At 58.8% G+C, this 13129-nt stretch carries 12 protein-coding genes; 11 read left to right on the plus strand and 1 reads right to left on the minus strand.

What is annotated here, in order from left to right; all coding sequences use genetic code 11:
• Positions 1–122 precede the first annotated feature (122 nt).
• From pcaF to IG629_RS01525, 8 genes are all read left to right on the plus strand, one after another.
• Positions 123–1331, plus strand: coding sequence for a 3-oxoadipyl-CoA thiolase (pcaF, locus tag IG629_RS01490; RefSeq protein WP_028464545.1), 1209 nt, complete (start codon positions 123–125; stop codon positions 1329–1331).
• A gap of 5 nt (positions 1332–1336) precedes the next feature.
• The gene (locus IG629_RS01495; RefSeq protein ID WP_193170220.1) at positions 1337–2845 is read left to right on the plus strand and encodes a 3-hydroxyacyl-CoA dehydrogenase; all 1509 of its coding nucleotides are present in this window, start codon (positions 1337–1339) and stop codon (positions 2843–2845) included.
• Positions 2846–2863: 18 nt separating this feature from the next.
• Positions 2864–3196: a hypothetical protein gene (locus IG629_RS01500; RefSeq protein ID WP_193170221.1), complete on the plus strand. Its 333-nt coding sequence runs from the start codon at positions 2864–2866 to the stop codon at positions 3194–3196.
• 42 nt (positions 3197–3238) lie between these two features.
• Entirely contained in the window at positions 3239–3634 is a 396-nt protein-coding gene (locus IG629_RS01505; RefSeq protein ID WP_193170222.1) for a tautomerase family protein, read from the plus strand.
• 453 nt (positions 3635–4087) lie between these two features.
• Positions 4088–4510 carry a hypothetical protein gene (locus tag IG629_RS01510; RefSeq protein WP_193170223.1) on the plus strand — a complete coding sequence of 141 codons (423 nt, stop codon included), beginning with the start codon at positions 4088–4090 and terminating at the stop codon, positions 4508–4510.
• A gap of 3 nt (positions 4511–4513) precedes the next feature.
• Positions 4514–5560, plus strand: coding sequence for a 5'-methylthioadenosine/S-adenosylhomocysteine nucleosidase family protein (locus tag IG629_RS01515; protein ID WP_193170224.1), 1047 nt, complete (start codon positions 4514–4516; stop codon positions 5558–5560).
• A gap of 441 nt (positions 5561–6001) precedes the next feature.
• Positions 6002–6619 (plus strand): PAS domain-containing protein, encoded by a 618-nt coding sequence (locus IG629_RS01520; protein WP_193170225.1) that lies wholly within the window; start codon positions 6002–6004, stop codon positions 6617–6619.
• Between the two features lie 310 nt (positions 6620–6929).
• On the plus strand, positions 6930–9722 hold the full coding sequence (locus tag IG629_RS01525) for a bifunctional aconitate hydratase 2/2-methylisocitrate dehydratase (RefSeq protein WP_193170226.1): 2793 nt from the start codon (positions 6930–6932) through the stop codon (positions 9720–9722).
• Positions 9723–9990: 268 nt separating this feature from the next.
• On the opposite strand, the gene IG629_RS01530 is transcribed toward IG629_RS01525, so the two are convergent.
• Positions 9991–11040, minus strand: coding sequence for a lipoyl protein ligase domain-containing protein (locus tag IG629_RS01530; protein WP_193170227.1), 1050 nt, complete (start codon positions 11038–11040; stop codon positions 9991–9993).
• Between the two features lie 295 nt (positions 11041–11335).
• On the opposite strand from IG629_RS01530, the gene IG629_RS01535 reads away from it, so the two are divergent.
• The 3 genes from IG629_RS01535 (at position 11336) to IG629_RS01545 (ending at position 13042) form a co-directional block, all read left to right on the plus strand.
• Positions 11336–11890, plus strand: coding sequence for a PAS domain-containing protein (locus IG629_RS01535; protein WP_193170228.1), 555 nt, complete (start codon positions 11336–11338; stop codon positions 11888–11890).
• A gap of 4 nt (positions 11891–11894) precedes the next feature.
• Positions 11895–12527: a LysE family translocator gene (locus IG629_RS01540; protein WP_193170229.1), complete on the plus strand. Its 633-nt coding sequence runs from the start codon at positions 11895–11897 to the stop codon at positions 12525–12527.
• A gap of 212 nt (positions 12528–12739) precedes the next feature.
• Entirely contained in the window at positions 12740–13042 is a 303-nt protein-coding gene (locus IG629_RS01545; RefSeq protein ID WP_193170230.1) for an alkylphosphonate utilization protein, read from the plus strand.
• The last annotated feature ends 87 nt before the right edge of the window (positions 13043–13129 follow it).

Consider the following 13129-nt stretch of genomic DNA (forward strand, 5'->3'; position numbering starts at 1 on the left):
GCGCGATTGGCAAGATTATGCTTCCCGAGTGGAAATTGACCGGGATATTAGGCTGTGCATACTGCACCGACAATAAGCTGCGAAATTCAGTTTCGCAAAAAATCGATTTGGGAGCCGCCATCATGACCGAAGCCTTCATCTGCGACGCAATCCGCACACCTATCGGCCGTTACGGCGGCAGCCTTTCTGCCGTGCGCGCGGACGATCTCGCGGCGCATCCGATCCAGCAGCTGATGGCGCGGAACGGCTCGGTCGACTGGAACGACGTGGACGATGTCTATTACGGTTGCGTCAATCAGGCAGGCGAAGACAACCGCAACGTTGCCCGCATGGGGCTGCTGCTGGCGGGTCTCTCGTCCGAAATCCCAGGCGCCACGGTGAACCGACTCTGTGCCTCGGGCATGGAAGCGGTGAATGCCGCCGCCCGCGCCATCCGCTCCGGCGAGGGCGACTTCTTCATTGCCGGCGGCGTCGAGAGCATGTCCCGTGCACCGTTCGTCATGGGCAAGGCGACCAGCGCCTTCGACCGCAATGCCGAGATCTATGACACCACCATCGGCTGGCGCTTCGTCAATCCGAAGATGGAAAAGCAGTACGGCACCGATTCCATGCCGGAGACGGCGGAGAACGTGGCCCAGCAGTTCCAGATCAGCCGCGATGACCAGGACGCCTTCGCGCTCCGCTCCCAGCAGCGCGCCGGTGCCGCGATCGAGAATGGCCGTCTCGCCCGCGAGATCGCTTCGGTTGAGATCAAGGGGCGCAAGGGCGCAGTAACCATCGTGGACACGGACGAGCATCCGCGCCCCTCCACTACGGCAGAGGCGCTGGCCAAGCTCGGCACCCCGTTCCGCAAGGAAGGCGGGTCCGTCACGGCCGGTAACGCCAGCGGCGTGAATGACGGCGCCGCCGCCATGATCGTCTGCTCCGAGGAAGCCGCCAAGCGGCACGGCCTGACCCCGCGTGCCCGCATCGTCACCGGTGCCGCCGCAGGCGTCGAGCCGCGCATCATGGGCGTCGGCCCGATTCCGGCCAGCCGCAAGGTGCTGGAGCGTGCGGGCCTCAAGGTCGACGATCTTGCCGTGCTGGAGCTGAACGAAGCCTTCGCCGCCCAGGTGCTGGCCTCGCTGCGCGAGCTCGGCATTGCAGACGACGATCCGCGCGTGAACCCGAATGGCGGCGCCATCGCACTCGGCCATCCGCTCGGTGCCAGCGGCGCCCGCCTGCTGATGACCGCGACCGAGGAGCTGCACGACAAGGGCGGCAAATACGCGCTCTGCACCATGTGCATCGGCGTCGGCCAGGGCATGGCAACCATCATCGAGAAGGTCTGATAAAAATGGCATTCGATGCGAAGCGCGCCGATTTCACCGTCGGCGTGATTGGCGCCGGCGCCATGGGGCAGGGGATCGTCCAGGTCTCTCTGCAGGGCGGCATGAGTGTTGTCCTGTTCGATGCCAAGGACGGCTCCGCCGCCGCTGGGCGCGAGCAGGTGATCAAGCGCCTGGAGCGGCTGGTCGAGAAGGGCAAGCTGACGGCGGATGCCGTCGCCGACATGGCGGCGAAGGTCAGTGTCGCCACCGGGCTCGCGGATTTCGCCGGCTGCCACACGGTGGTCGAGGCGATCTTCGAGAATCTCGAAGTGAAACAGCAGGTTTTCTCCGAGCTGGAAAGCCATGTCAGCAAGGATTGTTTGCTGACCTCCAACACCTCCTCGCTGCCGATCGGCTCCATCGCCCGGGTCTGCAAGAACCCGGAGCGAGTGGCCGGTTTTCACTTCTTTAATCCCGTCCCGCTGATGCGCCTCGTCGAGGTGATCCGTGGTCCCGCGACCGAGGAATGGGTGATGGACGGTCTTTGCGCTCTTGGGGAGCGTATGGGCCGTACGCCGGTCAAGGTGAAGGACGCGCCGGGCTTCCTGGTGAATTTCGGCGGCCGCGCCTTCACCACCGAGGGCCTTGCCGTGGTGCATGAAGGCGTCGCCACCCCGGCGCAGGTCGATGCGGTGATGCGCGATTGCGGGCATTTCCGGATGGGCCCTTTCCAGCTCATGGATCTGACCGGGATCGACGTGAATTACCCTGTCTCGATGATCGTGCACGAGCAATACAGCTATGACCCGCGCCTGCGCACCGTGCCGCTGCACAAGGCTCTGTACGACGCGGGCCGGTTCGGCCGGAAGACCGGCATCGGCCATTTCTGCTATGATGAAAAGGGTCAGGAGATCGACGCTCCGAGCCCGGATCACGAAACCACGGCCGCGCCTGCGGTGCAGGTCTATTGCGCGGCCGAGGCGCCGGAACTGGACGATCTGCTGGCAGGTGTCACGCTGGACGCCACGGACGACGGCAGCTCGCCCATCGTCGCGGCTTTGTTCGGCGAGGATTGCAGCACTTTTGCCAGCCGCATGGGCATCGACCATACCCGCCTCGTCGCCATCGACGTGACCGGCGACACCTCCAAGCGGGTCACCATCATGTCTGCGCCGGGGGCGTCAGCCGATGCTCTGAACGCGGTCTCGGCGGCGTTGCAGAAGAACGGCCGCAAGGTCACCGCGATTGCGGATTCGGCCGGTTTCATCGGCCAGCGCATCCGCGGCATGGTCGGAAATCTCGGCTGCGAGATGGCCCAGATCCAGATCGCCGATCCGGATTCCATCGACCTCGCCATGAAGCTCGGCCTCAACTATCCGCTGGGCCCGCTGGAGATTATCGCCGATCTCGGCGTCGAACGGGCCTTCGTCATCATGGCGGCAATGCATGCCGTCAGCGGCGACGACCGGTATCGGCCTAGCGTCTGGTTGCGCCGCCGTGCACAATTGGGGCTGGATATCAAAACCCCGAATTAAGAGACGCGAGGAAACGCCATGAGCGGCGAGAACGATACCGGGACCCCAGAGACCGAAGGCCAAGAACGCAAACCCTTCATCCTGGAGCGGCCGCTCTGGCGCGGCGTCTTCAACGGCGTCGTGCTGACCCTGGTGATGATCGGCGCCCAGTATCAGGGTTGGCTCGGCCCGGATACGGAACTTACCGGCGAGGACGTCTACCGCGCCGTTGTCTATGGCCTGGTCTTCGGCGGGGTGATGTATATCTACACCTCATGGCGCGTCAGGCGGCAGGGCCGGGCGTCCGATGCCGCCGCGAAGGCCGCGCGCGAAAGCGTCGAGTCCCGGCTGCCGGATTCAGACGAGAAGTAAGCCCCCGGAACGGATACCCGGAGCCAGCCCCCGGAGCTGACAATGGCCCAATACAAGATCTATGGAGAGCGGGCCCATCTCGCCCGCCACCGCGCGGCGCTGTCCGACATCCTGCACGGCTGCAGCACCGAGTTCCTGAAGCTCCCCGAGGAAAAACGCTTCCACCGGTTCATCCCGCTCGAGCCAGAGGATTTCATCCGCCCGGCTGACCGGAGCGAGGCCTACACGGTGATCGAGATCTCCATGTTCGAGGGCAGGGCGCCGGAGACCAAGAAAGCGCTGCTGCAAGGGATCATGCAGCGGGTGCCGGCGGAGCTGGGTATCCCGGTTGAGGACGTGGAGATCACGATCTTCGAGACGCCAATGGCGAACTGGGGGATACGCGGGAAGACGGGAGATGAGTTGGTGTTGGGGTATAGGGTTTCTGGAGGGAATTGAGTAGTGTGGCGCCGTATATTCATGTGTCGCTACATCTCTTGAGCACCAAGATCACCGATGAGAACGTCTATTGCTCACCAGTACACAGAGCTTATCCGACTTATCTCTGCCAGTTCACCCGACGGAATCGCTAATCGAAGGTGGAAATAGCCGTCGTCAAGCTCGCGCGCAAGCGAGGCGAGGAGGGTTTAAAAAAAAGAGGATGAGGGGGCGCGCCCGAAAAATTTCTGCGAATTTACAGGTCGAGCGGAAGTTAATTGTCACGCTGCTTCTTTAAGAACTGTTCAATTTGAAGACATACATCGGATTTATGAATAATTGTTACCGACCCTTGAACGCTTGAAAGACGGCAAGCAGAGTCGAATTCCCATGAAAAAAAATACCATATGTTGTATATGAAACCGGGTAAGCCCCATTAGGGGCTGGTGTGGGCAGGCTCCTGGAGCAAATCACATGCGTGAATCACGAGCTCAGATTTTCTCAGCGTTAGGTGATAACAATAATAGATTTCCTCATTTTGTTTATTTTCAGCCGGTGCCGAAGAGGCGGGAAATAGACTACATAAGTGTAGTTCTGGATGTAGAGTGGCCAAGTAATAAAGGTGGTCCATTGCTGTTTAAAGAAATAGAAGATGCCAAGGAAAAGATTCCAATATTTAATCTAATTTATTCTCTTAAGAGTTTTTTGGAGAGAACGCTTATTGCGGAGCTTGAATTAATAGAAATTCGAACGGGCTGCATTAATGTTGTATTCCATATTAAGGATCCTGTGCCTCACGTGAGCTTAGTCGCGGGTTTGGATCGATTGTTGGACAATAAAGAAAGATATAGGGCTTTCGATGTGAGTGCTCGGTTGGGGAATCGTAGGGTTTATTAATAAATGGCAAAAAATCATTCATCTGATAGTCCGGTCATTGCTAATGTAGTGCTTGTGGTGGCGTTGCCAGAGGAGCGTGAATACTTTCACGAAGTGGTCGAGAGTAGGCCTCTGTGGAAAGCGACTACAGCGCGGAAAAGGTATCGTTGTACCTATAATTCGCCTGTCGGGGACGTTTCAGTTGTTGTGCAAACGCTTGACGGTATGGGGCATATTGAAGCTGTTGTTGGCACGGGGGCTGCTATTGCGACGGCTACACCAGAACTCGTAGTAATGATTGGGATTGCTGGCTCTCTAAATCCAGTATCTATTGGTTTAGGCGATGTTGTGGTTTCTAATACTGCAAAATTCTATGCTAGCGATAAGGTTTCTCAAATATATCCTGAGGAATCTGCGGGGTATGTGTTTGGAACGAAGGATGATCTGAAGAATGCGAAAAAGGGGGAGGTTGTTGTTGATAGGCGTGATCGATTCCTTAAGTCTTCTTTCCTTCGTTACGAACGTAAAGTGGTTCATTCAGCGCCAATGGATGGGTTGCTATCTGGAGCAGAAGAATACTTGAAAGCTTGCGACCTGGAACAAATTGAGGTCAACGCGTTGCCCGACAGATTTGCTCGTCTGGATTCTTCATCTCGAGAAAGAGAAGTGCATTTTGGCTCGCTACTCGGTAGCCACCATGTTGTGGATAGTGCTGAGTACCGCGACTACCTTGTTGAAAAAAATACAAACACTCAACTTGATATTCACCGACAGAATGGTGATTCGGGTAGAGTTCAATGGGACAATAGCCAAATACTTGCTGTCGATATGGAAAGCTATGGCGTTCTGCGCGCAGTCGAAACAGCGAGAACAACTCCTGACAGAGAAGGAGGGTGTACTAATCTTTTTGGCGGCGTGATCGTGAGGGGTATCTCCGATATTTGCGAGTATAAGGGTGATCTTGATAGAGACACGGGTAATGCCATACGGAGAGTAGCTGCTGCAAATGCTACCGAAGTAGCCTTGTCTTTTATTGAGGCGATTGATTATGTGGAGTTTGGCTCTGCCTAGAGAGCGAATTTAGTTTTGTAATTACAGCTGCATACGACTTGTTTTTCTATACTTGGGAATTAAGGGGAAGTTAAGGGGACACGCCACTTAATTTGCGATCTTGGGAATTAAGGGGAAGTTAAGGGGACACGCCACTTAATTTGCGATCTTCATGAACCGTCATCCCGCACTTGATGTGGGACCCAGGGATGGCGCGCACCGTTCTATGATCGTCTGGGTCCCGGCTCTCCGGCCGGGATGACGATGTAGGAGATGGCGGGTGCGGCGACTGCCAGTCGGGTAGGGGGGCGAAGAGCGCCGGGGGGCCGGTGCTGACGGGCTTTATTCTCCCTCGTTCAGTGCTGTTTAACCTTTTGCCTTTAGGGCTGGGAATCTGTGCTTTTCCGGAACACAGATGAGATTTCCTTCCACCTGATGTTCGTGGAGCCAGCCCATCACCCCATGACAACGTCCCAGACTCCCCCTCCGGGGCCCGACGAGAACGAGGCCGAAACGGCGGACGGTGCCGATTGCGGCCATCGAGATTTCACGCGCCCGGACATACCGAGTGAGTCGGAGCTGGTCTCCTCGCTGTTCGATCACTGGCTGAGCCTGTGGTCGCCCGGAGCCGTACCCCTCAGAAGTCAGATCGATCCGACGGCCTTCCCGAAGGCATTGCCCTACAGCTGGATCTACCGCTTTGAGGAGGACGGGGATTTTTACTGTGTCCTCGCCGGTGAAATGATCAACGCGGCGTGGGGGCGGAGCATCAAGGGGCTGTCGTCCCGGGAGATCATCGGTGCAGATTATCAGGAGGCGCACCCGCGTTGGCTCACCGTGATCAATCACCCGGCCATCCTTTACCTCTCGCAGGCGGACCTGCACCTTCCGAAGAGATCGGAACGTCTGGCGCTGCCGGTCGCGGAGCGTGACGGCTCCATCCGGTCCGTTCTCGGCATATCCTGCTACACGAACCTGTTCGTGGAGCGGGAGGCATCTCCCCGCGCCAGACCGGGAACCCTCTCTTACTGGGATGCCAGGACACTGGCGCCTTTCGAAAGCGGCCTCCGCGCTGACTAGGGGCCGATATCCTGCGAATGGCGGCAACCGAAGCAACAAGGGCTTCATCTTCGGTCAGGTCTGAACAGCCGAACGGGGGGAGATTATCTGGTTTCGACCGGGCCGGTGGCTTCATTCCTCCACAGGATCAGCACGGCGCTCTCGCAGGCGGGATTGATGCAATTTCGCCGCCTTATTAACCAGTCAGAAACGCCTTGCAAGCCAATCTGGGCTGAATTATTCATGCGATGAGTAAGCTTTCGCCGGATCGCCAGAAGCTTTTGCAACCGGGCGTTCAAATTACATCAAACACTTATGCGTCGGGACCATCATGAGCTTGTACACAGATTACTTGGCTGAGATTGAAACTCGGAAGACTCAGAATTTGCACCCCAAGCCCATTGAGGATGGGGCACTTGTAAAAGAGCTCATAGCGCAAATAAAAGATACCGGTAACGAGTACCGGGAAGATTCCATTAAGTTCTTTGTCTACAATACGTTGCCTGGAACGACGAGTGCCGCCGGCGCAAAGGCAAAATTTCTGAAAGAAATCATTCTTGGTGAAGCGGTCGTCGAAGAGATTTCGCCGACCTTCGCTTTTGAACTTTTGTCCCATATGAAGGGCGGCCCCTCGGTTGAGGTCCTCCTCGATCTGGCCTTGGGCGATGATGAAGCTATCGCGCACTCGGCAGCAGAAGTCCTGAAAACACAGGTTCTGCTTTACGACGCGGATACCGACCGCCTGAAGGACGCGTACGCAGCCGGGAATGAAATCGCCAAGGATATCCTTGTCAGCTATTCGGACGCGGAATTCTTCACCAAGCTTCCGGACATTGACGAGGAAATCAAGGTCGTCACCTACATCGCTGCTGAGGGCGATATTTCCACCGATCTGCTGTCTCCCGGCAACCAGGCACACTCCAGATCGGATCGGGAGCTGCACGGAAAGTGCATGATCTCCGAGAAGGCTCAGGGAGAAATTCAGGAACTGCAAAAGCAGCATCCCGACAAGAGAGTGATGCTGATCGCCGAGAAGGGGACAATGGGCGTGGGGTCCTCCCGGATGTCGGGGGTCAATAACGTTGCCTTGTGGACCGGCAAGCCAGCCAGCCCCTATGTCCCGTTTGTGAATTACGCCCCGATTGTCGCCGGGACGAACGGTATTTCGCCGATTTTCCTGACGACTGTGGGCGTTACCGGCGGCGTCGGGATCGACCTGAAGAACTGGGTCAAAAAGCTGGATTCCAGCGGCAAGCCGATTTTGAACAACGATGGTAACCCCATTCTGGAGCAGAAATACTCCGTCGAGACGGGGACCGTTCTCAAGATCGATACGAAAGACCAGAAACTCTATAACGAAGAGGGCGACGAAGAGCTTGTCGATGTGTCGTCATCCTTCTCGCCGCAGAAAATGGAGTTCATGAAGGCTGGCGGCTCATACGCGGTCGTCTTCGGCAAGAAACTGCAGACCCTCGCGTGCGAGACTCTCGGGATTGAGTTGAAGTCCGCCTTCGCCCCCTCCAAGGAAGTCTCCCATCCGGGTCAGGGCCTGACGGCCGTCGAGAAGATCTTCAACAGAAATGCCGTAGGCGTCACTCCTGGCACCGTGCTGCATGCCGGCTCCGATGTTCGGGTGAAGGTGAATATCGTCGGCTCCCAGGACACGACCGGCCTGATGACCTCCCAGGAGCTGGAGGCAATGGCCGCGACAGTCATTTCGCCGACCCTGGACGGTGCCTATCAGTCCGGCTGCCATACGGCTTCTGTGTGGGATTTCAAGGCACAGGAGAATACCCCCAGGCTGATGGCGTTCATGCACAAGTTCGGCCTGATCACGGCGCGCGATCCGAAGGGCGTCTATCACTCTATGACCGACGTCATTCACAAGGTGCTGAATGACATTACGATCGACGACTGGGCAATCATCATTGGTGGCGACTCTCACACCCGGATGTCCAAGGGCGTTGCGTTCGGCGCTGACTCCGGAACGGTCGCGCTGGCTCTGGCGACAGGCGAAGCGACCATGCCGATCCCTGAATCCGTGAAGGTGACCTTCAAGGGAAGCATGAAGGATCACATGGATTTCCGTGACGTGGTCCACGCGACGCAGACTCAGATGCTGGACAAGTTCGGCGATAACGTCTTTCAGGGACGGATCATCGAAGTCCATATCGGAACGTTGCTGGCCGACCAGGCCTTCACGTTCACGGACTGGACCGCCGAGATGAAGGCAAAAGCATCCATTTGTATTTCCCAGGATGATACCCTCATCGAGTCCCTCGGTATCGCCAAGAGCCGCATCCAGATCATGATCGACAAGGGCATGGATAATGACGCCCAGGTCCTGAAGGGCCTGATCGACAAGGCAGATCAGCGCATTGCGGAGATCAAATCCGGCGAGAAACCGGCTCTGGCTCCGGACGATAGCGCCAAGTATTTCGCCGAAGTCGTCGTCGACCTGGATCAGATCGATGAGCCGATGATTGCCGACCCCGATGTGAACAATATCGATGTGTCCAAGCGATATACCCACGACACAATCAGGCCCATCTCCTACTACAAGGCAGAGAAAAAGGTCGATCTCGGCTTTGTCGGTTCCTGCATGGTGCATAAGGGCGATGTGAAGATCGTCGCCCAGATGCTGCGCAATCTGGAAAAGCAGAGCGGTGAAGTGAAGTTCAAAGCTCCGCTGGTCGTCGCCGCCCCAACCTACAACATCATTGACGAGTTGAAGGTCGAGGGGGACTGGGAAGTCCTGCAGAAATATTCCGGCTTCGAATTCGACGACAACGCCCCGAAGACCACGGCCCGCACCGACTACGAGAACATCCTCTATCTCGAGCGCCCGGGCTGCAATCTCTGCATGGGCAATCAGGAGAAGGCGGCAAAAGGGGATACGGTTCTGGCCACGTCGACGCGCCTCTTTGAGGGTCGGGTGGTTGAGGATTCCAAGGAGAAGAAGGGCGAATCTCTGCTCGCTTCGACTCCGGTCGTCGTGCTCTCCGCGATCCTCGGAAGAACACCGAACATCGACGAGTACAAGGCGGCGGTCGAGGGGATCAACCTGACCAAATTCGCCCCGCCTCTGCAGAAGCCGCAGGATACCCAGTCGGCGCATTACTAAGGCGCCATCGGGATTAAGGCGCTCTCGGGCGAATTCCGAAGGCGCGGTGTTTCGGATCACAACTTCTCTTAGCGAGGAGTTGTGATCCGGCGTCGCACCGACAGTGACGATCTCCCCTAATTCGTCATCCCGCACTTGATGCGGGACCCAGAATTGGCACGTGCCGGTCTGTGATCATCTGGGTCCCGGCTCTCCGGCCGGGATGACGAATGAGAGAGCGGCCGGAATGACGGATTGGGTGATAGGGGATGCGGCTGGCGTTAGCCGGTCACGGGACGTGGTGGAGCCATTCCCCGGTTTCGAACTTCTCCGCCGCAAGTTTCTCCGCCGCGGCCATTTCCTCTTCGCTGATCGCCCCGTCCGCGCCGCCATGCAGCGTCTTGAACGTGCCGATCAGGCGGGCGATGACATCCTCGCGGCTCATGCCGGTCTGGCTGCGCACCGGATCGACGCGTTTGGCGGCGGAGGTGACGCCCTTGTCGGAGAGCTTCTCGCGGCCGATCCGGAGCACCTGCATCATCTTTTCCGCGTCCATGTCGTAGGACATGGTCACATGATGCAGCACCATGCCGCCGGAATAGCGTTTCTGCGCGGCGCCGCCGATCTTGCCCTTGGGGCTCGAAATGTCGTTCAGCGGTTTGTAGAAGGCGTCGATCCCGACCTCCTTCAGCGCCTGCAGCACCCAGGCATCGAGGAAGGCGTAGGAGGCGGCGAAATCCATATGGCCCACCAGCTCTCCGGGCGCATAGAGCGAATAGGTGATGGCGGAGCCCGGCTCGACGAACATGGCGCCGCCGCCGGTGACGCGGCGGACGGTCTCGACGCCGAGCCGTTCGGCGGCTTCCAGATCGACTTCGTTCCTGAGCGACTGGAAATTGCCGATGATGATGGCCGGGCGCTCCCACTGCCAGATCCGCAAGGTCGGCGGGCGCCGGCCGGCGGCGACTGCGCGGGCGAGAACATCGTCGAGGGCCAGATGCATGGCGGGAGATTGCGGCGCGGTATCGATGATCTGCCATTCGTAATCGCGCCAGCCTTTTGAGACACCAAGCGCGCGGCGCACCGCGATGGCGATGGCCTCGACTGAAAAACCGACAAGCGCGGTGCCGGTGGGGATGCCTTGATCGAGCGCCGTGATGATGTCCTCGCTGGAGGCATCGGCGGGCAGGCCGTTCAGGGAGGCTGTGATGTCGGCGAGGGCTTCGGCGGGCTCGAGAAAGAAATCGCCGGAGATCTGCACGTCCGCCAGTTTGCCGTCCCGCACCTCAAGATCGGCAACCACCAGCTTGCCGTCCACGACCTTGTATTCACCATGCATTTTCGGATCTCCCCTTCGGCGGGCGGAGATTTGCGCGTCGGGGTGGGTTTCGCAAGGGGCGATGATCGTTCCTCACATCTCTGAATTCGCCTTCCCGCTGTTTGGCGGAGATTGAGGGGGAGATGCGGGAGCTGCATACCGGGGTTTGCCGCGGCAAGTGGAATTCGGTATCGTGGAATTAACCACTTTCAATTTCGCGTTATTATGGCTGGCCGATTGTCGCAAACCTGTCTCGCATATGGCGGACTTCGTTCCGGAACCTGCCGCTCCCGCAAGAGCGGGGGACAGCCCTGAGATGGCGAAATCGGATATCGTCACGGAACAGGAAATCGCCAGCCAGCTTGTGCTCTCCTTCAGCAGGTTTTGGCGTAAATGCTGCGATGGTGCTCCCGTTCCGGACCGGGAGCATTTTACGCCAGAGAGCCTGCTGCCCTGGATTGGCCATGTACAGATCGTCGAAGTGATCGACGATGGCAGGGATTTCTTCCACCGGATTGTCGGAACAGAGATCGCCAGCGTGATCGGCCGCGACCTGAGCCGGAAATATGTATCCAGATCCGCCTACAAGATCGGGGCGGAGGCCATGCTGGCGCGCTACCGCGAAACCAGGGATCGCGGGGTCCCGACCTTCCGTAAGGGGGCGATGATATGGGCGCTGAACAATTCCTGGGTCGCCTTCGAGTCGGTCACGGTGCCCGTCGGATGCGGCGGCGGGCAGGTTGATCAACTCATTACGGTGATCGACTATCCGAGCCTGCCGACCTCGCGGGATCGGTCAGTCCAGGACGCGGCCCCCGCACCGTCCGGCACACCGTCCAAGGGCCGAAAAGTTCCGGCACTGCCTGAGTAAGCCAATGAGTGCTGCCAGTGCCTTAACGCTGTTTTTCGTCCTCGCCGCGATGGCGGCCTTGCCGAGTTCCAGCGTCGCGCTGGTGGTTGCACGATCCGCCATGTCCGGAGTGCGGCATGGCCTGGCCGTTGCCGCCGGAATCGTGACGGGCGATCTGATTTTCATGACGATGGCGATCCTCAGCATGGCGGCCCTGGCGAGCCAGCTCGGCGCGCTGTTTGCACTGATCAAATACGCCGCCGCGCTCTATCTGATCTGGTTCGGCGTGGGGCTGATCCGGGGGCAGCGCGCGAAAGCGTCACCGAGGGAACGCGCACCCGTGCCCGGAAGCAGGCGCGGCGGTCTGGCGGCGAGCTTCGCGGCGGGCCTGTTGCTCACCCTCGGCGATATCAAGGCGATCTTCTTTTATGCCAGCTTGCTGCCGACATTTGTCGATCTCGGCGCCTTGTCCGGAGCGGATACAGCGCTGCTCGCCGCCATCACGGTGTCCTCGGTCGGCGGGGTGAAGGTGGCCTATGCGCTGGCCGCGCACCGGTTGGCCACGGCGGCGCGGGGTTTCGCTTATCTGAAGCAGGTAAAGACGCTGGCGGGGGCGTTTTTTGTCGCGGCCGGTGGGTATCTGCTGCTGAAGCCTTAGGGGTGGGCGGTGTGACTGCGCGCTCTCGCTTCCTCTCTCTCATCGTCATTCCCGCGGAAACGGGGATCCAGTGATGGAGGGCGCGGGCCTTTGATCGCCTGGGTCCCGGCTCTCCGGCCGGGATGACGACCATTGGGTGGCGACATTGTTGTATCGGCGGAGCAGGGGCGTATAAGGAGCGGCGTAATTTCTGTTCCCGAAAGAGCTCCCCCATGTCCGATCAGGATGACGAGTACGTCTACGATGAAGCGACCGGCGAATGGCGTCCTGCCTCCGAGGTCGAGGCCGAGAACGCCGCCGCGAACGAGGTGCGCGATGCCGCCGGCAATGTGCTTGCCGACGGGGATTCGGTGGCGCTGGTCAAGGATCTGAAGGTGAAAGGGGCCGGGCAGACCCTGAAGCAGGGAACAGTCATCAAGTCGATCCGGCTGACCGACAATCCCGAGGAAATCGACTGCAAGTATGAGGGTATCAAGGGGCTGGTGCTCAGGACGGAGTTTGTCCGCAAGCGGTGATGTGCTTAACCTGTTCCGTCATCCCGACGCAGGCCGGGATCCACCGATCATAGGGCGCAGACCGTCGCCGATGGATCCCGACCTGCG

The organism is Nisaea nitritireducens (assembly GCF_014904795.1).
GTDB classification, from domain to species: Bacteria; Pseudomonadota; Alphaproteobacteria; order Thalassobaculales; family Thalassobaculaceae; genus Nisaea; species Nisaea nitritireducens.